Genomic DNA, 21,711 nt, shown 5'->3' on the forward strand with positions numbered 1-21,711 from the left:
CCCAGTCCAACTCGGACTGAGATTCTTCATTTTCATTCAGTATGTTCTTTACTTTTTTTCTTTCTTCAACTTCTCCATATCAGAGTGTTGGAAGTTTTGCCCTTGAAAAATTTCGAATACCACTTCGAAAATACCAGGTACATCATAAAGTGGAATGGCATTTTTAATTTCAGTCGGTGTACACTCTGTTCCACCGCTACGTACCATTGCATAAATCAACGAGCGCATCAGTTTTGCTTCGTTTTCTCCTAAACTGAATTCTCCTTTTGCCATCATAGTATTCATTTCTTTTTCAAACTCATGATACGGCTTCCCGTAAGATTCTTCCACATGAGGAAATGATTCAAATGTAAAAATGACAGGGATATCAACGCCCTGTATTTTGATTTTATTTAAATTTATTTCAACGTTAACTAAATCACTTAAACGTGCCATAATATCCCTCCTATTGTCCTGTAGTTCCACCTAATTCTGCTAATTGCGATTTATCACAGATTACTTGTTTCATGAAATCTTCAACAGTAATACCTGTTGCTGAAGAACGAGCTTCTGAAAAGTCTACTTCTGTTACATCATTGAATAGCAAAGGAGTAGCTTCCATAGCTAACGCTTGATCTTGAATTTCTGCTTCTTCCGTTGTGGTAGTAAATTTCTCTTCACCTGGTGTAACTTGTACACGAGGATACCAACGGCCGATACGTGAACCGTCACTTAAAGGGGCTACAAAACCAACTGCAAACATTGGAAACTCTTTTAACGTTGCTTTATTGAATACAACACCTTTTTCAGCAAGATAACCGTAAATTGCATCTTTAACGATTTGTGGTAAAGCTACATGACTTAAAGATAATGTATACTTTGAGTTTTTACTTGCATTAACGAATAATTTATTAGATGCCCACTTTTGAGTTACTGTACTATTACCAGCAATACCAATCTCAACGATATTATCCATTTGATAGATTTCTTTATCATAAGTAGGAATCTGAGCTTTCGTATCTTTACCGCCTTCCATCATAGCAATATACAATGACTCAATACCTACTGGATACAATAGTTCTTTTTCTTTTGTTGCTGCCATTTCTATCATCCTCCCATTTTATCTACTATTTTTTGAGCTAAGATTTCTGCTATCTTGTCGCCTTCTGCATCAAAGGTATTCTGTACAAAGTGTTTTCCTTTCACACGACCTTTGCCATTTACTTTTTTATGACCATTTTCGTATAGATACCAATACCAAGCTTCATCTTCGAATTCCACAGATACACGATCATTTTTCACAACAACCTTCAAACTTTCTTTTAAATGCGTTTGCTTGTTCTTATTGGATAATTTAATTTTTGGTTTTAACTTGCTTATGAAATACTCTGCTGCTTCTTCTAAAAACTTCTTTTCTACTTGTTTATTAACTCTAAGCAACGTATTAATATCTTCCAAAGCATCAGCAAAACCATTGTTGTTAGCTGCCATTAATTCACACACCTCACATATGTTATAAACTGCGTTATGGTGTCGTCGTTCTCATCATAACCCATTCCATCAAATTGAGAGTAAGACACGCCTGCATCGTTAAAAACAACCTTTAATGGCTCATAGTCTTTTTCAGTACCATCTGTGATAACTGCAATCTGATAAAGCGGCATTGACTTTATAACTTTTGATGATGCACGTTTATGCTGCTCATTCACAAATTCATACACAATATAAGGATAGCTTGCTGTTGTGGGTGCACTATCACGATAAACTGGAATGCCTGACTTCTTCATGATATCTCGTAACTGCTCAAAATTAATTTGCATAAGACAGTGACACCTCCATCAACCGGTCTTCTTCTTTTACATAAATGCGTTCAATATTGTAAATACGGCCACCAACTTTTACACGGTAATCCTTTTGATTGTTTTCAATGTCACGATCAATACGAACTTCAATTTTCTTTACAATTTCATTCGTATCTTTTGTTGTGAATTTATCAGTGGCCGTAACTCCAATGTTGTTATATCGAATTTTCCGTTCTAATGGATATCCCATAACAACACGGTCTGTTACTGGATCAATCGTCTCTCCTAATTTGAGTAAATCACCCATCCATTTGAGTTTATTCGTCTTCCTCTTCGGCATCATAAACCTCCTGGACAAAGAATGGTGTCAAAGCATCCAAAGCTTGTTCTAATTCTTTTTCAGCTACACGATATTCATAAAAAATACCAGCACACATAATGACCAAGTATTCTACTTCTCTTCCACATGCTTTTTTTACATATCGTTGACCTTGCTTAATATAAAAAGAGAGCATAGAACCATCCATACCCTCTTCCCAATGAATATGAGATTTTAATCTCTCAATTAATTCATCCATATTAAGCTCCAGTTGTTTCTTTTAAAACATACTTGTAAACTGGATTTTCAAATGGTGAATGAATCAGTTGTGCATCTAATAGATTCCAAATACGGAAACCTACACGGTTTGTACGTGAGAATAACTCAACTAATTTTTGTACTTCTAATGAGCCAATAACATCTTGAATATAGAATTTAGAAAAGTCACCAAAGTAGAAAACTGGTGTATCTGGTTCACCTGCAATGTCAATTGCATCTTCTTCCTCAACAGGGAAGCCTAATAACGTATAACCAATTCCACCTTCCGCTTGATTAAACGGACGAAGTAATGGGAAACCGTCATCTGTTTTCATAGTTTCAATTTTTGTTAACGCTGCTGTATTTAATACCCATCGTGCTTTTTTACGTACTTCTTTAACAGGTGTATTTTTCATTTTTACTAATGCATCATAAAGATTTTTTTCATCTGTTTTAAACTCAACAGCTTTCTTTGCTAATGCACCATCATTGATGTTATTAGCTTCATCACCATTAACCATATATTGAGTTTCTTTACGAACATAGGCTTTTTTCAACTCGTCCATAACGATTTGTTCAATCGGTAAACCTGTACGTGCTAATAATTTTTTCGTTACAGTAGCAAGCGCATCAAATTCCGTTGGTGATAATTCAATTTCATCGAACTCAATATCTGTTTCTGGGATTTCATTATTTGTTCGCTCAGTTTTATGACCTTGAGCTTCTGCCTTTTTAACTAATACAGGATACTTAATATTTTCTTTTGTTTTTACTCCTGTTCCTAATCGGCGTAAGAAGTTTTCTTCCTGAGCATACGTAATAATTTCTTTACTTAAGAAATCTGGAATCGTAACAGAACCATTACCCGTAACTAAACCTAACGCACGCGCTTCCGTTTCATCAATGTTACCTACAATGTAGTTAGCAAAAGCTGAGCGAGTTTCCTTTTCTTTGTTTTTAGTAGATTTATGACCTTTAGTAGAAAGGGCGGTTGCGATAGATGCTGAAATAGCTGAACGTTGTTCTTCTGAAAGTTCCGTTTTAGTATCCGGATTTTCTTTTGCTGCCGGATCTTCTTTTTTCTCTGGATTATCATCTTTCTTTTTGTCTGGATCTTCTTCTTTTTCTTCCTCTTCTAATTTCGCAATTTCATCAGCAAGGGTTTTCGCTTCTTTCGTTAATGCTTCTACTTCAGCCTTAACTGCTGCTAATTCTTCTGAACGAACTTCATCCTTCTCTACTTTCCCTTGTAATTCTGCTAATAGAGCTTTATTTCGTGCTTGAGATGCTTTTAAGATTTCTTTTAAATTCATGTTAATTTTCCTCCAGGACTTTTTTTATTTGTTTAATAATGTTATTTCTTTCTTCTGTATCATCTTCCACAACCGTTTTTACAACTGCTGCTTCACTTCTCATTTCAATCATGGCTGTATTTTCACCCCTGGTTTCAATGGAAGTCGCAACGTAGGCTGGTGTCATATCCAAAATAGAAACTTCTAAGAGTTCTAATTCTTCAATAGATCGTTTTTGAACACCAGCTTCGCCCTCTTCCCAGGAATCCTTTTCGGCAACAAATCCAAATGACCAACCACGCAATTCTTTGTTTCTTGCCTTTTCAATCACTTGTTCATCTGTAACTGTAGCAATGGCTCTTAAACCAATATTGTCTTCATACAATTCCAGATTTCCATTTTCAATAGAGCCAAGATTTCTATTCTTATTGTGGTTAAACAGCAAGTCCACATTCTTTGCTTTCTTTAAGGCTTTTTCAAACGTCTTAGGCACAATTCTCTCTTTGAAATATCCCCTCGGAGAAGGCAACATTCGACTTTCTCTGTCCACAACATTCACATATCCATCAAGAATAACTTGATTCCCCCGGACCTCAATTTTCATTCTCTTCACCTCCTCTCAATGAACCATCTACCGCATCTTTCTTACCGATTTCAGTTACATCATTTGAAATGTATATAGCTTGTGACTCTGGTGTATTCTGTTTAGGGAATCCAAGCATATCAGCGACATTATCAGGTGAAGTAATAGCTGTACGCACAAGGTTATAACCGATATTTGTCTTGTTGCTATAAGTAACAAAATCAAGAATATTAATCTTGAATTTAATTCGTCTCCCCGAATTTTGACCATAAAAAAGAAGACTCAAATGGTCTTCGAAATTTTTCATTATTGGTCTAACTGCTTTGTTATGGATATACATCATTGCTTTCTCAATATCTTCTTTGATTAGCTCTGTGTATGTATCCACATTTATGCCTAAATACTTACCTAAATCCTTTTTATATACATTTAGGTATGCTAAGGTCTTTTCATCGTCTAGCGGGCTTTTAAGCGTATCAATTGAGTACCCTTTTCCAAGAGGAATCATTTTTACAGACCTAGATTCATCAATTGATTCTAATTGATCTAAAATTGCATTGATTAACTTTGACTGTGCACCATTCTGCGGATTGATATGAGCATCCAAATTTAACAGGAATGCTAATAGTCCACCCTTTTTATATTTGTCAGTTAAAGTTTTCTCAGCTGACATAACGCCCTCGAGTGTATCTCTTCCCAAATCAAGAAGACCTTTTCCTCTTAAATGATCTGCGCCAATATTTTTCACATGACGAATCATAAATGGAGGAATTTCGTGACCGCCAATATTAAAGTGCTCTATCAAATTATCATCTAACTCTGTGAAAACATTTGAAGCTAAATGAATTTGAGCACCATTTAATATTGGGAATGTTTCGCCTTCGAGTAAATAAGTATTCGTCATTAATTTAATGAATTCCGATTGTGTAAGATAATTGTTCGGATTCCTTAATATTTGAAGTGCAATATCATCTTTGATTTCATTTCCAAATTCATCTTCCACAACAATATCAGCCAGTACCATTTGATTACTGATGTCTTGCAACAACTCGTAAACATCACTAGATTGTAAGATGTTTGAATCCGTAACATATACGCCACCATAACGAATGCTCTTTCCTAAAACATCATCAAGGTAACCACGCTTTTCAGCCTTTTTAAATAAATAATTTGAAAACCTATCCCTTAAACCCAATTTCTCACCACCTCTCTAACGATAAATATCACCAATCAGTTCATCCATTCCTTCTTCAGTTATGCTATCCATAACCATCATTGTTTCTTTATGAGCACATAAAAAAGCAACAAAGCCATCAATCTTCTTTTTGGACTGTCGCTTACTTGGGGCTTTCATTCCATTGATATTTGTTACAACTACAACGTTAAGAGCGCAATAAACAAACAAAGGATTATCGGTCATTATACGTTTTTCATAAATGAGTATTTCTGAATCATCCATCATTGCATTCATAACGTTAGGAAACTGACTTACAGAAATACATTCAATACCAAGATTCTCAAGTTTTTCAATTAACTTTTGAGACATGGCTGGATCGTAGTTTATTTGTTGTACATCATACAAGTTTAAACATTCCACAATATAATCCATAACCTGGTCCTGATTTATCATCTTTCCATCACAAAAAGTAACAAAGCCACGCTCAGCCATATCAGTATATGGAACGTTATCTTCTTTTTCACGATGTTCAATATCTTCAGTTGGTACGAAATACATTTGTTTAACCTTTAAAATTGACTTTCCATCTTCGGTATAACCAGCATTAGGGAAATTTAAGCTTACACATGTTAAATCGGTTGTTTTCGATAAATCTAAACCGATATAGCACGTTTCACCTGTTAAATCCCCCAGGTCTTCCACAAGAACATGCTCAACTTGTCCTTGTTCAAAGAAGTTTTCTGCTCCATTTACGAATACATTCAAATGTTTAGAAAGAAATTCGGCTTTTTTATGCGCTGAACGTGATGCTGAGATAAATTCTGTTTCAAGCGCACTCATCGTAACAGACACACCGATATTTGGATTAACCATTGCCCAAACATTACGGTCTGTCCAGTCATAATTCTTGTTAGGTTCGTATATCATTACGAAACTTGAGTCATTATCATCACGTTTCAATACTTCTTTTGCTTCACGATAGACTCGCATACCAACCGATGAAGAACCTTTACCAGCCGTTGATATATTAAACATAATCGGCTCAGCACGAGAAACCTGTGCTGATTTAAAGTTATCGTATTGATCCATATTTTCTTGAGCATGAAGCTCATCGTTTAAGATAAAGTGTGGATTGGAACCCTCAATGGATTGAATGTTCTTACTCATAACAATGAATTGGTTCTGATAAGCTAAATCATCGCGAATATAATCATACGTCACACTGGAAATGGTACCTTTTGGCCCTTTATAAATGTGTGAGCAATCCATTAATACATCATGGTTCATAATTGTTGCTGCAAATGGCTTTGCTGCATATTGAGCCTGGTTAAAATCGCTCGCACAACAATAACAATCGGCACTGAGTACTCCTTCACCGTACATCGCATAACCAAGAGCACCAACACCGATTAAAGTTTTACCATTCTTCTTAGGAACCTGAATGTAAGCTTCCCGAGTAACGCGGACAATTTGCCCTTTTTCATTCTCATGAACCCATCCATAAATCCATGAATAAGCGAATTTTTCCCAATCCTCAAGAATAAAAGGTTTTCCTGCCATATCACCTTTAGTATGACGGACAAATGTTTCAACCCAATCCATCATTTCATTAGCACGGTCCACATCGAACCAAATATCTTTACGCTTTTTCCATTTATAATAACGATCTATCATTGCTTTGATAGTATCGGGATATTTTTTAGGATTCTTTCTTACTTGTTTTGCATAAATATCTGCATAGTTAACGCCACGTTCAATCATTTTGCACCACGCCATTTTGCACGATGTTTATCTAATTCACTAACCTTTGCTTTAGGCTTTTCAATCTCTTCATTTTTTCCAACAGTAGAACCACCAGTAACATATTTACCTGGTTTAGCCTTATTAGTAAGCCCTAACAAATCTAATGCTTTTGTTTTTTTATCAGCCCAAGTTTCTACTTGCTGCGCCAATGGATGCTTTGAATTATTTGTAGCTCCTGCCTTATTAGTGTGACGCTGAGTAGGTGGAAATCCTTTCTCTTTCCATTCGATAAACATCGTCATATAAACTTCGAAAATATCTAAATACGATTCAATTAATGGATCTAAAGTAAGGGTGTAAATATCTGCATCACGCATGATTTTTAATATCCGATTTTTTTCAGCTTCTGTTTTATCGGCAACAATTTTTTGACGCTCTTTTTTCGTAGACATTTCACACCCCCCTTTATTTTTTAAAAATCTTGTCTAACGATAGAAATGCCCCCTACGCTACCTATCCTTCCCAGAGGACAAATTTTAATTTTTGATAGGGGGGCTTCCGAAATAACTCGGAAAAACTTTTTTGGGTTTATCTTCATTTTCTTCGATTGTATGACAAACTGGACAAAGTAACCTTAAGTTATTCTCTTCTAATTTAAGTGTTTCATCTTCTTTAATTGGTATTACATGATGAACATGAGCACTTCGGCCAAAGACGAACCTTCCACATCGTTGACAGCAGCCATTCTCTCTTTCGTATACCTTTGACCTTACATACTTCCATGCATCAGTGCGATAGAATGGTTTGTTCTCATGATGGTAGATGTTCTTCTTATCTTTCTTCTTCCTTGGTTTGTTGCGCTTATGCTCTTCACAATAACGCCCTTTGCTTATCTTGTTACGGCAGCCGTTAAAGTCACAGTACTTCATGATAGTAATTCAATGATGTCCTCTTTCTTTTTAACATCGGCTGGAATCACGATGCCTAACTCATCAGCATACTCACGTAACTGTTTAACTGTCATATCATTAAAGGGTACTGTCACTACTGTAGTATCTGGTTCACTTGATAAGTCCATGCCCAAGATCATACTCTCAGGATTAACAGTTACTTCGAATCCTGGTTCTTCACCAGTTGGTACAAATAGGCTTCGCTTTTCTTTGTTATCCCAATACTCTGTGCCTGATATTGTTTTTCTAATTTCAGTAATCATTTACTCAACACCACCTATGTAATTTTTGCATAATAAAAAGCACTCCATAAGGAATGCTTCTAGTAACTGCTTATTAACCTAGTATTTCTACAAAGACTTCTTTTAAAAACTCATTGAATACATCTTCTGTGAAATTTACTCCACGTCCTACGCAAAACAATTCGTTTTCTTTTAAGACAATTTCATCTAATTTAGTAGAACCCGATTCGTCTTTCTTACTAACCTCAATTACATTTGTTTCTTTATTAAGATGCAATTCCAGCTTAACACCTTCAACTTCTACAAACTTCGTATCCAGTATCCAACTAGCGTTAAAAGAGCTTTTCTCTGCCGTATTTAACTCTTTATGCATTTTATGGAAAACAGATTGGAATTTGTTAAACTTTTCTCGTAACATTTTTTCCTCAGCATCTTCACCCAAATATGCTTTGAATTTGTTAATAGTTTGATCTAAATTACTCACCTATGCAACAACCCTTTCTACAATTAATATTGGAATTATAAACCAATATAATTGTAACATAGGCAGAACGTATATTCCTACAATAAACTATTAAAAAGAGCAACCGTGCACCAGTTGCCCTTTCGTCAATTTCTTATGTTATTACTATAATCGATATTTTCAATGGTTTGTATAATGATACCTTACCTTAAGTAAATGTTAAGTTCTATTTGAATACTCAACCTTCTCTCGCATGGCAGCATGCTTGTTATAAATATACTGTGGACTGTAGTTAAGTTCTTCAGCAACCTTTTCCAATGTCATGCCTTCCACATACTTGAAATATGCAATTCTATGTTCCAATCCTTTGAACGTATTAATTAATTTTTTCAGTTTATACATATCATTCATTTTATGCGCTAATTCATATTCAATTGCTTCAATACGTTCTTCTACTTTTGCACCTTCCGATTCAGCAGTTAAACGTACTTCTCGCAAATCACCACTGACCCAGCGTTTTAATTCAGCTTTTGTTTTGTCTAAGTTGTAATCTAGATACGCAATATCCTGTTCTAATTCTTGATATACCTTCAGCCAGTTAAACAAATGACGATTCACCTACTTTCTACTAAGAAACTCTAAATCTCATAAAACATGTCCCTTTCCCTTTCTAAGACGTTTTAACACTTGTACATCTATTTGTATTAAGAAAGAAATATAACTTTAAATTACTATAATTCTGATGTTCATTTCTATGTCGAAACGTGTCGACTGTATTCAATTAACGATTTTATACAAAACTGCACATATATTAGAAACGTACATAGAATAATCATGATCCGCTCAGAATTAGTCGTTGAGCACCTTTTATGGTGCTCTTTATTTGTTACTAAATAAGGACTTTGTTAAAAAAATTAATAAAATTTAATATTTCGCTAATACTAAATACATTACAATCTGCTTTTTACCCAGGTTGTATCACAAAAAGCAGTTAATACATCAAACTGTTCTTTGTTGTTCTTATTTTTTACATACAACATACATTGTTAGTAAGTTCGTTATGTTCACAGAATTAGTTACCTTCTATCTTTAGAGCACCGTAAACGAGTGCTCTTTTTTATATCGGCTTCACCAACGAATCAGTTTTGTCATACCTTAATATTGAAAAGGTATTCAAAATTCATTTCATTTCATAATTAGTTTTGGTCAGAGAGCGCCTTGAAAAGCGCTCTTTTTATTTATCATCAAAAATTTATTCAGCAATCGTTTCTTCATCAACAATTTTCAACTGACCAGGAGCAACTTCCGTTGTTCCATCCTGTTTAACGTTGTATTCCATACCTTCATGCGGCTCTTCAAAACTCATTTGTCCTTCTGGAACATCATCATTTTGTGGACGACTCTCCATTACTTCTTTAGGAGTTTGATAAGCGAAAGTTAAATCAATCAAGAAATACTGACCGTATTTGTTATATTTTTCTGCGATTTTGTGCATTTGAAGGTTGTCATTTTCTTTAGCAGCTGAAATAATTTCCTCCGCTTCTTCACGTGTATCTGCATAATGTTGTTCCTTTTGATTAAGTTGTACTTTTGCCATTGATAAATCCCCCTAATTAATAATCGTTTCTTGTTCTTCACGAGAATAAATCATTATTTATATGACGCCCTTCTTCAGATATTCACGAGCCATATATAAGAAATGATGATATATGTAATTACCGGTTGTAGCAGGCTCAATAAATACTGTTGAAAAGCCATATCTCACTTCAAATGTTTTTAAACTACCAAGTAACGCTTCTGGTTTGTATTGACTTATATACTCACCTTTTAATATTTTTTGATAGCCTTTTAAATCTTCCACAAGTAAAACAAATGGATGTTTAGCAGCGCGAATCAATTCATTTTCAAATCGCGTACGGTCTTTAATCGATTGAACCAATTCATCTACACCATTTTTCCGTTCTACTCCGGCGCAAAGATAAATATCTCGTGTAATGCCCATCTCAGGATTCTTAGGAATTACTGCTGAATAATCGGCCGTATCAATTTTTCTAAGTCTGAATTTAACATCCTTTTTACGGAAATAATCAAGTACGTGTTGGTTTTTCTGTTCCCTTGTATCCACCATGATTTCTAATGTATCTAGGATTTCTTTCAACTCTTTTTCTGAGTATCGATAATGAATTGCTGGCATTTATTTCCCCTTCCTAAAGTGCGACATTGCACGATTGAATATTTCTTGTGAAAGCTCGTCCGTTAATTTATTTTCATAATTGGCCACAGATTCTTTTACATATAACCAGCCATTAAGTGAGAAATTTAATGTTAATTCCATGATCAACCTCGCAGCAGCTTCATCATGATTGAACCAATCATTTATTTTTGGATTCATGTCTTGCTCAACACCGATAAAAAAATTAATAATTTTATCTATCGTTTGTTTTACCGCATGATCTTGTTCTGAATAATTACCTTGCAAATATTTAATAATCCGTAGCTTGTATTCTTTAATAACCGTTTCAACTTCAGGAGCAATCTTTTCATGGTTCTCAATGTATAAATCATTTCCATCAAGTACAAGCTTCGCTCCCATCGATTGAACATCAGTACATATCTGTTTTGGATGCATATTACACCTCTTTTTCTAAAAGGGTTATCAAGGGTTACTAAGTTTTTTATTCAGTAACCCACTACAAAACCAGTCATAACAAGGGTTCAGGACTATTTTTGATCATAAAGGTTATTAAGATTACCTGAGTTTCTATTAAAGCCCTATATATATATTATTTTTTTATTTATTTATTTTCTTATAGGCTGTTATAGAAAATTCAGTAACCCTCAGTAACCCATAAGCTATAAACATTGATATAACAACATTTATAAGGGTTATTAAAAAAATAGTTCAGTAACCCTCAGTAACCCAAAATCAAACTTTTTTCCTATTTATAGAAGTTACATTGCCTTTTTCCTCTTTTTCATCATTGGAAAATAAATTAGCTCCTGCAAATTCATTTAATGTCATTCCATGAATATACGTTTTGTTTTTTGAACCCTTTTCTTTTTTAAAACCACGTATTTCTAACTGACGATAAAAAGCACGATTCTTTAAATCCATTTCGTTATTTTGATAACACCATTTTGTATAATTTTCATACAGCAACTTCGCTTCAATTCTTGCTGTAGAATAAACCGAACAATTTTCATCAATAAATGGCCCAAGTATATCCATATCTTCACGATATTCAGCTGTCGCTGCTTTCACGGCTTCAGGAGCACGCAACCCTTCGGTCTGCCACTTCATGCAGCCTTCCACTGCCCAACGCAAAACACCTGGCATTTCTTTTGCTAATTTATCTGGTAGATCATAATCAATCTTGTCTTTTGGTATCGTTACGGTAAATGGAATAAGCATAATCCTTCTCCAAATACCTTCATCCGAACCTTTAACAATTGGCTTATGATTGGTAGTGAAAAACACCTTAAACTCTGGTGTAAATTCAAAGTATTCCTGGCGTAAGAAACGAGCTGACATTTTCTCACCACCGGTGATTTGTTTCACCAGGGCTTCGGATAATTGTTGTCCTTCTTCACTCTCAACAGCCGATACAAAACGAGCTCCATCTAATCTAGCCACATCGTTATTGATTCCTGAATCATTTCTCTTTTTTAAGAAGGTGTCACTGTTTGTCTGTCTTCCATAATCACCGAGTAGATCCTGGATGATATTAATAAAAGTAGACTTACCATTACGGCCATTACCAAATAAGAAAAACATTACTTGCTCTTTTGTTACACCGGTTAATGAATAACCAATAGCTTTCTGCAGATAGTTAATTAATTCATGATCCGCTTCACCTGTAGGTGTTTTAAAAATACTTTCCAAGAAAGCTTTCCAGTTTGGACACTCAGCATTTTTGTCATACTTGATTGGAGAAATCTTTGTTAATAACAAGTTACGGTCATGTGGTAATAATTCACCAGTCTTTAAATCAATAACTCCGTTATCACAGTTAAATAAAAAGTTATGAGCATCTAATTCTTTCTTTTTCACTGATACCATCGGTCTTACATCCAATATGCTATTTATCCTAATTGACCGTCTTTCACACTTCTTAGCCCAATCATGCAGTAACTTTGATTGATATTTATCTTCTGTAGCCTTTGCTTCTCCATATATAGCTCTCAACGTTTTTGCCGTGATAGCTTCAATTTGTCTCTTACTATCCTCATGCCAATGCTTACCATTCCATATAAGCCATTCCAACTCGTTACAGTACCGAACATTTTCGCCATGATAATATGCGATACGTTCAGCATTTCCTAACTCAGTTAAATGAAACTTTGGCGCTTCATCGATAATTTCCTCAGTATCTTCAATTGAGTTATCAGAAATGTAAACTTCATACTTTTTCTCTTCAGGCGGTTCATAATCAGCTATTGTGGAAGGAGTTGAAAGAATTGCTGTATCAATTGTCATTTGGCCATATGTACGGCCATCACTTGAATGTGGTTTATCCCACTTCTCCCGAAGTAAGGAAGACTCTCTAAACATTGAATCCATCTTTGCAGCATCTTTATCTGTCCAAAACGCTAAATGATTGCATAAAGCCATATCAGTTGAAGAATGATCTCCGTTAATCAACATGCCCTGGAATAAATCTTTAATGGCTGCACCGCTTTTACTATCAAACATTCGCTCCCATAATTCTGCATTCGATAAACTAGTAATATCTTCTCGTTCAAATGAAGTAGTACTTTGTTTCTTTTCAGGCTTTGGCTTTTCTTTCAAATACTTCTCAAATAAAACTTTTAATTCATCCGTTCTATCCTCCACAGGAACTTGATCCAGACAATCACCAGTGAAAGTAAAATACCTTCCATGCCTGTATACTTCTAATCCGATATCAACATTTTTCCGTCCTGTACCTGGTCCTTTTAATGGCAGCTTACCTTTTGCGATAATGTGGATGCCATCACCACTTGGTGAATATTCAGTGTAACTATTTACGATTTCAATAACATCCTCAGCTAAACTTGTAAGAGCACCTTCCTGAATACAATGGTCAATATCTATTCCAATGAATGGATCATCCTTTGAAAACATGAATCCAATTCCGTCATAATCTCCTTGTTCAAAGAATTTTATGATCGTTGGGAACGTTGACCAGCTCCGTTTATTATTCGATTGAGCCATTTCCCCATTGATTTGATAAGGAACTTTTGTTTTCTTACCATTTCTTACTTCTGACCGCCATAAGATCCAATGAGGAGTGTTTTTAAGCTCTGCCGGTATTTGATTAAATTTATATCTCATTTGATTTTCTCCCTTTGGAAAAGGGAGCCGTTAGTAGCTCCCTCCTATTTGAATCTTGTTAATTAATTTTTAGAATGGTACATCATCATCTGAAATTTCAACGTTAGTACTTGGAGCTGCTACTTCAGAAACCTTAAATCCTTTTACCTCCGGATATTTTTTACCGTTATATTCACGCTCACCTACTACTAATCGCAATGGTTTATTCAGGAATGTATCAGCCCATTCCTTATAGCTGCTAAATTGCATTCCATCCGGGAATTGTGCTGCCTTTGATGCTGCTTGGAATCTCCACATTGCTTTTTCTGTAACCGTAAAATTATCAAACAGAATCTTTTGACCTTGGAATGGTTGGTCCACATCGCTGCGAATCTCGTAATCAACGATTACTCGGTTATTGCCTGACTCTGCTTGCTTTAATTCATAATTAACAACCATTACTTCATATTCACCTGGCTTAATTACCTCAAATTCTACCGCTTGACTGTGATCTACTTTAAACATTATTTTTCCTCCTTGTTGTTAAAAGCTTGTAATCTTTCTAATGCAACTTTTAAATATTTCATATTGAAATCTTCTAATTTTTGATTAGTCTTAAATTCAATTTCAGAAAGCATCTTCGCTGCATCATCACTTGTACTAGCAATTTCTTTAATTTGATCAATAAGTGTATTTCTTTCATTTTCTTCCTCGGTTTTTACATCAACACCCAACTCAAGCCATTTGTATAATTTGCGACCTACTTCAGCAGTAATCTTCTGTGGATGTCCTTCGAACATTTGCGTATTATCCTTTGAAGTATCCGCTATATGGTCAATATCGATTACAAAATTAAGCATGAATTCATATTCCATTTCATCCTTCTGCACTGGCTTAGTACCAACTTTACGTGGGGCCATTTTTCCTTTTGCATCAGGCTCTACTACATACTCAGTTTTAGTTCGTAAAGTTGCTAATATATGAACATTGTTCTGAGTTAACGTTTTTATTAATTTAGTAGTTTCAGATGAAAGCTTGCCCCAGTTTTGAAATGAGTTACCAGACATTTCACCATGTGTTTCTATAATGCCGCCTTCTCCTTGCCAGTTATGTGACAAGGAATCGATGATAAGTACTTCAGCACCAGCCTTCTTCATAACTTGAACCGCTTCGTTATATCTTTCAGTTGTGTACGGCGGAGTGAAATTGATATGAAGGAAGTTCCCTATTTTCGTTTCTCCATACACAAGACCTACATGAAGTTTTGAGCGTTCATGTTCTGTATCAATAACACCAATCTTCTTCCACAATTCTTCCTCTGATAAATTAGGGTATGCTTCTTGCATCATCCCAAAAGCTACAAGTAAAGAACTACCTGTTTTACCTGAACCACTACAGCCGATAAAACCAATTACAGCTTTCATCTTTTCACGTTTTGCTTCCGTTACTTGGAACATTTAATCACCCCTATTCTTTAATATCTAATTCTGTAGCTTTATTTTGCAGACTCTCCAACATTTGCGGGATATTAAGTCTTTGAATAATGTCTACGGATAATTGTTCTTTTAGATTGTTTTCAAGCGCCTTGACTATCGTTTCTTCTGCATCTTTTCTTGCAGTTTGAATCATCGTGCTAACTTTAGACGTAAGTTCCTTAGCAAGATAATTTTTAATGAAATACTCGCTTATGGATAATTTTCTATCACCTGAATACTTAGCTTCCCGTCCATTTTCATCAAGTGTTTTTTCTGTTAGATATCGTTCATACCTCATACCAATAAACTCGCTAATCGGTATTAATTCCACTTCCGAACCCCAACCACTTTTCTTATGTGGTATTTTTAATTCATCGATTTTCTTTTCTAATGCTCCATGAATAAAACTATCTACAACTTCCTTTGCTTTTTCCTCAACTTCACGTTCAATTTTCGCTAAGACCTTTTGTTCTGCTTTTTGAATCAATCTATCCTGTAAGCCGCTGATAACTTGACTTTTGATTAAATCATCAAGGTTTTCACCTTCTTCTAACCAATCTACATCTACTTCAATTTTTACTTTAGCCATTTTTATTAAACCTCCACAATCGAACGTCTTTTTATGCCAATGATTGGCTCCGTATACCCAGCAAGCTCTAGCTGCCTTTTAGCTTTTCGAAATACATAATCGATATTTTCGTTTTCTTTTATAGATCCGTCAGGATTTAAATGTTTATTAGGAATCCATACATTTTGATTTGTTCCACCTAATGTAAATCGCTTTGCTGAATAATTTTTGTAATTACGATTAATAAGCTTTAACCTTATTCCTTTGTAAAACTGAATCATTTCTAGACTTCCACACTATAAGAAATAGATTCAGGCTTAACAGTAACCCCTGGAACAATTTGCCCATCCTCATCCACAACTACTTTTTCACCGCTGATTTCCGCAATCTTGAATTTCTTCTTCAAGTCACCCCATTTAACTTCCGTCTTTAGACAATCATCAAGATGATTTTCAATAGCATATTGAAGTACCTGGGCTTTATCTTTTTGTTCCGGCGCTTCACTACTCTTACGAGTTTTCGATTTACCGTAAGGCGTACTAATTGTTTTCTGTTTTGGATCCGCTGCAAGTTGTTCCGCATGGTAACGATGGATATGACTTTCAAAGAAACTAATACTATCGTGGATAGGTTTTAATTCTTTTTGCTCCCATTGTGCAATACGATCACGTTCAACATTTGCCAACGTTGTAATTTTCTTTTCTTCCGCTTTAAGTGCAGTCAATTTACGAAATGCCCAATTAAGGCCTTCCAAATCACTAATTTCAAATTGCTTCTCCGCATCCTGTAATTCATCAACTTCCGCTAATTCAATTTCTTGTAATGAGTTCATCGATATTACCTCCAAAGATATTTTTTATTTGTTCTTCCGTGTGGATAGAATAAAAGGTTATGCCGTTTCGCTTGAAGTTAGCTCGAAAAGGATAATCAGAACACTCACGTGTTACTACTTCCAAATCTCCTTTTTCGTTCAAAAGTTCTTCAAACAATTCATCAGTTACTTGCACTTCATTTCCAAAGGTATTCAAGACCCCAATATCTCTTGCTGTATTAATAGCCTGTACATGTTCTTCAATCGCTTTAATATCCATTAGGATTCCACCACCCTGGCATATTCCACTGTTTTACGGATAACTTCTCCCCCAACATTGTTGGCTACTTGTTTTGATATTTCATATTCGAATTCCATTGCATCTTTTGGTAACTTCGTTACTACCAATGGACCTGGATTGCTAATAAATAAATTACCTACCCTTACTAGATATGCAGTTTTAGGCATTAATTGCTTATCCATCCTTTTACACTCCTTTACACGAAATCAATTCATGCTATAATGACCTCAACATGTGTTTTTATTAGACCGTCAGCCCCAACTGGCGGTTTCTACTTTTATACAGCTCGAAAGCATTCAACATTTTGTTCCGCAATTAAGTAATTCGTTAGATTTCCTTCAAGTACAGCATCCTGGCCGAACATAAAATACTTATCATCTTGCTTAATTTCACAACCATAGAAATCTTCAATTGGATGATCAGGTTCTTTAGTAGATTCCTTTCCACCAATGTCTTTCACAAATATTGCATCGATATTACTCACACTAATGTGAAATGGTACTGTCGGAGTTGCACCTGTATATTCTATTTTCGTTAAAGAACCAAATCCATTTGTAATTGTTTTAAATTGTTCAGCTGTAAAACTAACCTTTGCACCTGATTTAAAAACCAATGTTACTTCCTTCAATTAACTCACCTCAAAATTTCAGATTATAACTTAACGCCTACTGTACATTTATCCGGATTCTTTCGTTTGGCCAATCTACGTTTTGCAGTTGGAGTAGTAAGCCATTTAATATAATCCGGCTGCACTTTTAACACTTGAGCACACTCAAATGCTGTACCCATACACAAAAGATTTTCTCCTTTGTAAACTGCGTATTCTTGATTGGCCAATTAACTCACCTCATTCATTTTCTGTTCCATTACAACCCACTCTTGTGGAAATACAATCTTTCCATCGAGTGCATGAACTACAGTAAAATCATCTTCATCACAAATTCGAACTTCAGGGAAAATATGCTTTTGTAAATTTACGTAGTTCCAAGTTTCTTGTGCATTCGCAAGGTTAACCGCTGGACAAAACTGTCCGTCTTTTTCAATAAAGCAATAACCTTTGAACAATTAACTCACCTCCCTTCAAGATGAAACCTTACGGTTCATTTCACTTAATTCACGCCTTCTTTTCATCTCTTCCACGAACATTTGCGCAGGGCTGTTCTTCGCTTCAGCACATCTTTTTACAACCTCTGACGCTTTCATTAATCTACTTGCGGATAATACTCCGTTCATTTCTCTTCACTCTCCTCTTTGGATTTGTAGAACAAAAATTTATCGTCAAATTTCGCAACCATTTCAAAAAAATTATTTACTTTCGTTTTGTTTATTCCTTTGTTCCAATTTCCTTTGTAAAATGAGCTCCCGTGCAGCTGGTATTAACGGTGTTAAAAACTTTTTCCATTGCTCTTTTGTAGGTATTATTTTCACAACATTTCCTTTTTCATCACGAATGATTTGTCCCCCACTCATGCTCTATCACCTCAATGCATTTATATGTATGTGGGACAGTTGGACTATCCATTTAAAATACAACTTCATGAAACGATTTTTTTTAAAACGCTCGCTCTTTCTCTAACGCGTTCTTTTACTTGTACGAATTTTTCGTACTTAGGTCCAAAAAATATATCCTCGTAAGGAATGTCAAATAAGTACATATACTTTTTGATTAATTCATCTGGCATGTTAGTTGAATCCTGTTCATATAACCATAACGTTTTTGGGGATACTTCTAATATATCCGCAAGTTCTGTTTGATTGAACCCTGCACTTTCACGTAGTTCGTTTAATGTTCTTTTGAAATAATCCATTGTGTGACCCCCTTCCTTCGAGATTTATTGTATTACTAAATTTATGTAATTTCAACACAAAAGTACGAAAAAACCATACAAAACGTACACTTTACGAATAATTCGTAATATGATATATTAAACACGTAGTCAATATAGGAGGTGACGTTATGACTGATTTACAAAAACAAACTATAGTAAGAAACATAAAAAAGTTTTTAAAAGAAAAAGATATGACTCAATCTGACTTAGCTAATCAAATCGGCATCGCAAGAAGTACATTAAGTGATTATATGAATTACAGGGCTAAACCAAGCTCAGGTGTTTTAGAGAAAATGGCTGCTGTCTTCGGTGTAACAAAAGCTGATATTGATACAACTTATAGAAACGTTAAAGTTGAGGTTGTGAACGGAGAACTTCAATTTGTTAGCGATAAAGCACCTACCACGAAAAATAGACCAAGAAAAAAACGTGAAATACCTGTAATCGGTAAAATAGCGGCTGGTACACCAATAGAAGCTGTACAAGATATAGTTGATAGAATTACCCCTCCATATCAAATAGGTAACATTGATGAAATGTTTGGACTCGTTGTACATGGTGAATCCATGAACAAAATTGTTCCTGATGGTCATTACGCAGTATTAAAAAAACAACCTGATGTGGAAAATGGAGAAATAGCGGCTGTAATTGTAAATGGACATTATGCAACTTTAAAAAAAGTTTATAAATTTACGGATTTAATTGTTTTAGAACCTTGTTCACATGATGAAAGCTTTAAAGACCAACAATACTCACGAGATAACTGTGAAGATATAAAGATTATAGGAAAGTTTTTATATAGCGTAAGCCCTATAATTCAATAATTAGGCGGTGAAAAGGTGTATGTAGTCGGCAAATGCCGGCTGAATGAAATATTAAAAGAGAAGAGATTAACTCAAGTAGATCTAGCACTGAAACTTGGTATGGCTAAACAACAAATACATTCTTACGCGAACAACGATAGAGTTATGTCGTATCAAACCGCTAAAAATATCGCTTCTCAACTTAATGTAAGTATGGAAGAACTATATGATTTCATTCAGTTGGATGAACAGTGAGATTTTCTCACTGGGCCCGAAAGTCAATCAAGTAGTTGACCCATTCATACATTAAACCTCAAATACTTTTTATAAAACATTTGTCTAATCGCTTTTAAAAAAACATATGCTATAGAAATTTAGTAAGAAAGGAGTTATATACAATGAAGTGTGTCATTTATAGACGTGTATCCACCGACATGCAAGTTGAAGAAGGTATTTCATTAGATATGCAAAAACTTCGTCTTGAACAATATGCTAAATCACAAGATTGGGTAGTTGTAGATGATTACTGTGACGAAGGATACAGTGCAAAAAATACCGAACGACCTGCTTTTCAGCAAATGATAAAAGATATAAAGAAAAAACAATTTGATATTATTCTCGTTTACAGATTAGACCGATTCACTCGTTCCGTTTCAGATTTACATTCCATTCTAAAAACAATGGATGAATATAATGTTAAATTTAAGAGTAGTACAGAAATATTTGATACAACAACCGCTACTGGAAGAATGTTTATCACATTAGTTGCGACACTTGCACAATGGGAGCGTGAAACAACAGCAGAACGTGTAAGAGACTCCATGCAAAAAAAGGCTGAATTAGGTCTTAGAAATGGAGCTAAATCACCTATGGGATATGACCAAAAGAAAGGTAACTTGTATATAAATCATGCCGAATCTGAAATTGTAAAATACATATTCGAGATGTATAAAACTAAGGGTGTAACAAGTATTGTCAAGTCATTGAACAGTCGTGGTGTTAAAACCAAACAAGGAAAAATATTTAATTATGATGCGGTTCGTTATATTATAAACAACCCTATTTACATCGGTAAAATCCGCTGGGGAGATGACATCCTAACGGATATAGCTCAGAAAGATTTTGAAACATTTATTGATAAAAACACATGGTATACCATTCAACAAATCCAAAATAGTAGAAAGATAGGAAAAGTTAGATTGCAAAATTTTTTCGTATTCTCCAATGTTTTAAGATGCGCAAGATGTGGGAAACACTTTTTAGGACATAAACAGGTAAGGGCTCAAAATAGAATTGTAATGTCTTATCGATGTAGTTCACGACAGCATAAAGGAATGTGTGACATGCCTCAAATTTCAGAGGATGTAATTGAAAAAGAGTTTTTAAATTTATTAGAAGATGTAATTATTGACCTTGATGACACTGTAGATCAACCTGTAGAACTAAGTAATTTACAAGAACAATATAATAGAATTCAAGAGAAAAAATCACGTTTAAAGTTTTTATTCATAGAAGGTGACATTTCCCAAAATGAATATAAAAAAGAAATGGCTGTAATTATACAAGAAGAAACCACAATCCAAAAGCAACTTGCTAATACAGAAGACACCGTTTCTTCTGTTGAAATAAAAGATTTATTAAGTCGATTGAAGGATGAATGGTTTCATTTAAACAATGAATCTAAGAAAGCAGCGGTAAATTCATTTGTATCTTCTATATCTGTCGAGGTAATAAAACCAGCGAGAACAGGAAAAAATCCTATTGCACCAGTAATAGAGATTAAGGACTTACAATGGAAATATTAAACTCAAGTCAACTATACT

At 34.8% G+C, this 21,711-nt stretch carries 35 protein-coding genes; 3 read left to right on the plus strand and 32 right to left on the minus strand.

All coding sequences use genetic code 11. The features are described from left to right. Positions 1-48: 48 nt before the first annotated feature. The 32 genes from JDS95_RS11175 to JDS95_RS11330 form a co-directional block, all read right to left on the minus strand. Positions 49-435 carry a hypothetical protein gene (locus JDS95_RS11175; RefSeq protein ID WP_199690490.1) on the minus strand — a complete coding sequence of 129 codons (387 nt, stop codon included), beginning with the start codon at positions 433-435 and terminating at the stop codon, positions 49-51. 10 nt (positions 436-445) lie between these two features. Next, positions 446-1,081 (minus strand): major tail protein, encoded by a 636-nt coding sequence (locus tag JDS95_RS11180; protein ID WP_199690491.1) that lies wholly within the window; start codon positions 1,079-1,081, stop codon positions 446-448. Positions 1,082-1,086: 5 nt separating this feature from the next. Beyond that, positions 1,087-1,470, minus strand: a complete 384-nt coding sequence (locus JDS95_RS11185) for an HK97-gp10 family putative phage morphogenesis protein (RefSeq protein ID WP_199690492.1) — start codon at positions 1,468-1,470, stop codon at positions 1,087-1,089. Further along, on the minus strand, positions 1,470-1,799 hold the full coding sequence (locus tag JDS95_RS11190) for a hypothetical protein (protein WP_199690493.1): 330 nt from the start codon (positions 1,797-1,799) through the stop codon (positions 1,470-1,472). Before JDS95_RS11190 ends, JDS95_RS11185 begins: the two co-directional genes overlap by 1 nt. Further along, a complete protein-coding gene (locus JDS95_RS11195; RefSeq protein ID WP_133059571.1) occupies positions 1,789-2,121 on the minus strand; it encodes a hypothetical protein in 333 nt (110 codons plus the stop codon). Before JDS95_RS11195 ends, JDS95_RS11190 begins: the two co-directional genes overlap by 11 nt. Continuing rightward, positions 2,099-2,359 (minus strand): head-tail connector protein, encoded by a 261-nt coding sequence (locus JDS95_RS11200; protein ID WP_199690494.1) that lies wholly within the window; start codon positions 2,357-2,359, stop codon positions 2,099-2,101. The genes JDS95_RS11195 and JDS95_RS11200 overlap by 23 nt, the downstream gene beginning before the upstream one ends. 1 nt (position 2,360) lies before the next feature. Then, positions 2,361-3,671 (minus strand): phage major capsid protein, encoded by a 1,311-nt coding sequence (locus JDS95_RS11205; protein WP_199690495.1) that lies wholly within the window; start codon positions 3,669-3,671, stop codon positions 2,361-2,363. 1 nt (position 3,672) lies between these two features. Further along, a complete protein-coding gene (locus JDS95_RS11210) occupies positions 3,673-4,254 on the minus strand; it encodes an HK97 family phage prohead protease (protein WP_199690496.1) in 582 nt (193 codons plus the stop codon). Next, positions 4,244-5,428, minus strand: coding sequence for a phage portal protein (locus JDS95_RS11215; protein WP_199690497.1), 1,185 nt, complete (start codon positions 5,426-5,428; stop codon positions 4,244-4,246). The genes JDS95_RS11210 and JDS95_RS11215 overlap by 11 nt, the downstream gene beginning before the upstream one ends. A gap of 15 nt (positions 5,429-5,443) precedes the next feature. Next, on the minus strand, positions 5,444-7,171 hold the full coding sequence (locus tag JDS95_RS11220) for a terminase large subunit (RefSeq protein WP_199690498.1): 1,728 nt from the start codon (positions 7,169-7,171) through the stop codon (positions 5,444-5,446). Continuing rightward, positions 7,168-7,605, minus strand: a complete 438-nt coding sequence (locus tag JDS95_RS11225; protein ID WP_199690499.1) for a P27 family phage terminase small subunit — start codon at positions 7,603-7,605, stop codon at positions 7,168-7,170. The genes JDS95_RS11220 and JDS95_RS11225 overlap by 4 nt, the downstream gene beginning before the upstream one ends. Before the next feature lie 84 nt (positions 7,606-7,689). Beyond that, positions 7,690-8,082 (minus strand): HNH endonuclease, encoded by a 393-nt coding sequence (locus tag JDS95_RS11230; protein WP_199690500.1) that lies wholly within the window; start codon positions 8,080-8,082, stop codon positions 7,690-7,692. Next, complete coding sequence (locus JDS95_RS11235; RefSeq protein ID WP_199690501.1) at positions 8,079-8,366, minus strand: hypothetical protein; 288 nt, start codon at positions 8,364-8,366, stop codon at positions 8,079-8,081. Before JDS95_RS11235 ends, JDS95_RS11230 begins: the two co-directional genes overlap by 4 nt. A gap of 73 nt (positions 8,367-8,439) precedes the next feature. Further along, on the minus strand, positions 8,440-8,829 hold the full coding sequence (locus tag JDS95_RS11240; RefSeq protein WP_199690502.1) for a DUF3942 family protein: 390 nt from the start codon (positions 8,827-8,829) through the stop codon (positions 8,440-8,442). Between the two features lie 198 nt (positions 8,830-9,027). Next, positions 9,028-9,414, minus strand: a complete 387-nt coding sequence (locus tag JDS95_RS11245; RefSeq protein ID WP_199690503.1) for a hypothetical protein — start codon at positions 9,412-9,414, stop codon at positions 9,028-9,030. Positions 9,415-10,060: 646 nt separating this feature from the next. Continuing rightward, positions 10,061-10,405, minus strand: a complete 345-nt coding sequence (locus JDS95_RS11250) for an organic solvent tolerance protein OstA (RefSeq protein WP_199690504.1) — start codon at positions 10,403-10,405, stop codon at positions 10,061-10,063. A gap of 57 nt (positions 10,406-10,462) precedes the next feature. Further along, positions 10,463-11,002, minus strand: coding sequence for an ERCC4 domain-containing protein (locus JDS95_RS11255; protein WP_061531698.1), 540 nt, complete (start codon positions 11,000-11,002; stop codon positions 10,463-10,465). Beyond that, on the minus strand, positions 11,003-11,437 hold the full coding sequence (locus tag JDS95_RS11260; RefSeq protein WP_199690505.1) for a hypothetical protein: 435 nt from the start codon (positions 11,435-11,437) through the stop codon (positions 11,003-11,005). It lies immediately after the preceding gene. Positions 11,438-11,734: 297 nt separating this feature from the next. Next, positions 11,735-14,122 (minus strand): phage/plasmid primase, P4 family, encoded by a 2,388-nt coding sequence (locus JDS95_RS11265; RefSeq protein ID WP_199690506.1) that lies wholly within the window; start codon positions 14,120-14,122, stop codon positions 11,735-11,737. A 69-nt stretch (positions 14,123-14,191) separates the two neighbouring features. Beyond that, complete coding sequence (locus JDS95_RS11270) at positions 14,192-14,626, minus strand: DUF669 domain-containing protein (RefSeq protein ID WP_199690507.1); 435 nt, start codon at positions 14,624-14,626, stop codon at positions 14,192-14,194. Beyond that, a complete protein-coding gene (locus JDS95_RS11275) occupies positions 14,626-15,558 on the minus strand; it encodes a DEAD/DEAH box helicase family protein (protein ID WP_199690508.1) in 933 nt (310 codons plus the stop codon). Before JDS95_RS11275 ends, JDS95_RS11270 begins: the two co-directional genes overlap by 1 nt. 10 nt (positions 15,559-15,568) lie before the next feature. Beyond that, positions 15,569-16,165 carry a hypothetical protein gene (locus JDS95_RS11280; RefSeq protein ID WP_199690509.1) on the minus strand — a complete coding sequence of 199 codons (597 nt, stop codon included), beginning with the start codon at positions 16,163-16,165 and terminating at the stop codon, positions 15,569-15,571. A gap of 5 nt (positions 16,166-16,170) precedes the next feature. Next, entirely contained in the window at positions 16,171-16,425 is a 255-nt protein-coding gene (locus JDS95_RS11285; protein WP_087949494.1) for a hypothetical protein, read from the minus strand. Positions 16,426-16,427: 2 nt separating this feature from the next. After that, complete coding sequence (locus JDS95_RS11290; protein ID WP_199690510.1) at positions 16,428-16,976, minus strand: host-nuclease inhibitor Gam family protein; 549 nt, start codon at positions 16,974-16,976, stop codon at positions 16,428-16,430. After that, positions 16,954-17,235 carry a hypothetical protein gene (locus JDS95_RS11295; protein ID WP_137000181.1) on the minus strand — a complete coding sequence of 94 codons (282 nt, stop codon included), beginning with the start codon at positions 17,233-17,235 and terminating at the stop codon, positions 16,954-16,956. Before JDS95_RS11295 ends, JDS95_RS11290 begins: the two co-directional genes overlap by 23 nt. Beyond that, the gene (locus JDS95_RS11300; RefSeq protein WP_030028350.1) at positions 17,235-17,438 is read right to left on the minus strand and encodes a hypothetical protein; all 204 of its coding nucleotides are present in this window, start codon (positions 17,436-17,438) and stop codon (positions 17,235-17,237) included. The genes JDS95_RS11295 and JDS95_RS11300 overlap by 1 nt, the downstream gene beginning before the upstream one ends. A gap of 95 nt (positions 17,439-17,533) precedes the next feature. Further along, positions 17,534-17,884 carry a YqaI family protein gene (locus tag JDS95_RS11305; protein WP_199690511.1) on the minus strand — a complete coding sequence of 117 codons (351 nt, stop codon included), beginning with the start codon at positions 17,882-17,884 and terminating at the stop codon, positions 17,534-17,536. 23 nt (positions 17,885-17,907) lie between these two features. Beyond that, positions 17,908-18,093 carry a hypothetical protein gene (locus JDS95_RS11310; RefSeq protein ID WP_199690512.1) on the minus strand — a complete coding sequence of 62 codons (186 nt, stop codon included), beginning with the start codon at positions 18,091-18,093 and terminating at the stop codon, positions 17,908-17,910. After that, the gene (locus JDS95_RS11315; RefSeq protein WP_199690513.1) at positions 18,094-18,321 is read right to left on the minus strand and encodes a hypothetical protein; all 228 of its coding nucleotides are present in this window, start codon (positions 18,319-18,321) and stop codon (positions 18,094-18,096) included. A 15-nt stretch (positions 18,322-18,336) separates the two neighbouring features. Then, positions 18,337-18,489, minus strand: coding sequence for a hypothetical protein (locus tag JDS95_RS11320; RefSeq protein WP_199690514.1), 153 nt, complete (start codon positions 18,487-18,489; stop codon positions 18,337-18,339). Between the two features lie 72 nt (positions 18,490-18,561). Beyond that, positions 18,562-18,726, minus strand: coding sequence for a hypothetical protein (locus tag JDS95_RS11325; RefSeq protein WP_194792534.1), 165 nt, complete (start codon positions 18,724-18,726; stop codon positions 18,562-18,564). A 65-nt stretch (positions 18,727-18,791) separates the two neighbouring features. After that, a complete protein-coding gene (locus JDS95_RS11330) occupies positions 18,792-19,064 on the minus strand; it encodes a helix-turn-helix transcriptional regulator (RefSeq protein WP_086420999.1) in 273 nt (90 codons plus the stop codon). A gap of 149 nt (positions 19,065-19,213) precedes the next feature. Between JDS95_RS11330 and JDS95_RS11335 the strand changes: the two genes are divergently transcribed. The 3 genes from JDS95_RS11335 to JDS95_RS11345 all read left to right on the plus strand — a co-directional run bounded on the left by JDS95_RS11335 (position 19,214) and on the right by JDS95_RS11345 (position 21,693). Continuing rightward, a complete protein-coding gene (locus JDS95_RS11335; RefSeq protein ID WP_006919336.1) occupies positions 19,214-19,909 on the plus strand; it encodes a LexA family protein in 696 nt (231 codons plus the stop codon). A 15-nt stretch (positions 19,910-19,924) separates the two neighbouring features. Beyond that, positions 19,925-20,143 carry a helix-turn-helix domain-containing protein gene (locus tag JDS95_RS11340; protein WP_086421000.1) on the plus strand — a complete coding sequence of 73 codons (219 nt, stop codon included), beginning with the start codon at positions 19,925-19,927 and terminating at the stop codon, positions 20,141-20,143. 143 nt (positions 20,144-20,286) lie between these two features. Beyond that, positions 20,287-21,693, plus strand: a complete 1,407-nt coding sequence (locus JDS95_RS11345) for a recombinase family protein (protein WP_086421001.1) — start codon at positions 20,287-20,289, stop codon at positions 21,691-21,693. Positions 21,694-21,711 lie beyond the last annotated feature (18 nt).

This window comes from Bacillus cereus group sp. N24, assembly GCF_016483345.1.
GTDB classification, from domain to species: Bacteria; Bacillota; Bacilli; order Bacillales; family Bacillaceae_G; genus Bacillus_A; species Bacillus_A toyonensis.

Coding starts and splice junctions, on each gene's coding strand:
- JDS95_RS11250 (WP_199690504.1), bottom strand. CDS start 10,405: ATGGCAAAAGTACAACTTAATCAAAAGGAACAACATTATGCAGATACA.
- JDS95_RS11205 (WP_199690495.1), bottom strand. CDS start 3,671: ATGAATTTAAAAGAAATCTTAAAAGCATCTCAAGCACGAAATAAAGCT.
- JDS95_RS11230 (WP_199690500.1), bottom strand. CDS start 8,082: ATGAAGTACTGTGACTTTAACGGCTGCCGTAACAAGATAAGCAAAGGG.
- JDS95_RS11285 (WP_087949494.1), bottom strand. CDS start 16,425: ATGATTCAGTTTTACAAAGGAATAAGGTTAAAGCTTATTAATCGTAAT.
- JDS95_RS11270 (WP_199690507.1), bottom strand. CDS start 14,626: ATGTTTAAAGTAGATCACAGTCAAGCGGTAGAATTTGAGGTAATTAAG.
- JDS95_RS11235 (WP_199690501.1), bottom strand. CDS start 8,366: ATGATTACTGAAATTAGAAAAACAATATCAGGCACAGAGTATTGGGAT.
- JDS95_RS11175 (WP_199690490.1), bottom strand. CDS start 435: ATGGCACGTTTAAGTGATTTAGTTAACGTTGAAATAAATTTAAATAAA.
- JDS95_RS11330 (WP_086420999.1), bottom strand. CDS start 19,064: ATGGATTATTTCAAAAGAACATTAAACGAACTACGTGAAAGTGCAGGG.
- JDS95_RS11280 (WP_199690509.1), bottom strand. CDS start 16,165: ATGGCTAAAGTAAAAATTGAAGTAGATGTAGATTGGTTAGAAGAAGGT.
- JDS95_RS11200 (WP_199690494.1), bottom strand. CDS start 2,359: ATGGATGAATTAATTGAGAGATTAAAATCTCATATTCATTGGGAAGAG.
- JDS95_RS11345 (WP_086421001.1), top strand. CDS start 20,287: ATGAAGTGTGTCATTTATAGACGTGTATCCACCGACATGCAAGTTGAA.
- JDS95_RS11275 (WP_199690508.1), bottom strand. CDS start 15,558: ATGTTCCAAGTAACGGAAGCAAAACGTGAAAAGATGAAAGCTGTAATT.
- JDS95_RS11185 (WP_199690492.1), bottom strand. CDS start 1,470: ATGGCAGCTAACAACAATGGTTTTGCTGATGCTTTGGAAGATATTAAT.
- JDS95_RS11320 (WP_199690514.1), bottom strand. CDS start 18,489: ATGAACGGAGTATTATCCGCAAGTAGATTAATGAAAGCGTCAGAGGTT.
- JDS95_RS11295 (WP_137000181.1), bottom strand. CDS start 17,235: ATGGATATTAAAGCGATTGAAGAACATGTACAGGCTATTAATACAGCA.
- JDS95_RS11195 (WP_133059571.1), bottom strand. CDS start 2,121: ATGCCGAAGAGGAAGACGAATAAACTCAAATGGATGGGTGATTTACTC.
- JDS95_RS11290 (WP_199690510.1), bottom strand. CDS start 16,976: ATGAACTCATTACAAGAAATTGAATTAGCGGAAGTTGATGAATTACAG.
- JDS95_RS11190 (WP_199690493.1), bottom strand. CDS start 1,799: ATGCAAATTAATTTTGAGCAGTTACGAGATATCATGAAGAAGTCAGGC.
- JDS95_RS11265 (WP_199690506.1), bottom strand. CDS start 14,122: ATGAGATATAAATTTAATCAAATACCGGCAGAGCTTAAAAACACTCCT.
- JDS95_RS11180 (WP_199690491.1), bottom strand. CDS start 1,081: ATGGCAGCAACAAAAGAAAAAGAACTATTGTATCCAGTAGGTATTGAG.
- JDS95_RS11225 (WP_199690499.1), bottom strand. CDS start 7,605: ATGTCTACGAAAAAAGAGCGTCAAAAAATTGTTGCCGATAAAACAGAA.
- JDS95_RS11210 (WP_199690496.1), bottom strand. CDS start 4,254: ATGAAAATTGAGGTCCGGGGGAATCAAGTTATTCTTGATGGATATGTG.
- JDS95_RS11335 (WP_006919336.1), top strand. CDS start 19,214: ATGACTGATTTACAAAAACAAACTATAGTAAGAAACATAAAAAAGTTT.
- JDS95_RS11260 (WP_199690505.1), bottom strand. CDS start 11,437: ATGCATCCAAAACAGATATGTACTGATGTTCAATCGATGGGAGCGAAG.
- JDS95_RS11255 (WP_061531698.1), bottom strand. CDS start 11,002: ATGCCAGCAATTCATTATCGATACTCAGAAAAAGAGTTGAAAGAAATC.
- JDS95_RS11220 (WP_199690498.1), bottom strand. CDS start 7,171: ATGATTGAACGTGGCGTTAACTATGCAGATATTTATGCAAAACAAGTA.
- JDS95_RS11325 (WP_194792534.1), bottom strand. CDS start 18,726: ATGAGTGGGGGACAAATCATTCGTGATGAAAAAGGAAATGTTGTGAAA.
- JDS95_RS11300 (WP_030028350.1), bottom strand. CDS start 17,438: ATGGATAAGCAATTAATGCCTAAAACTGCATATCTAGTAAGGGTAGGT.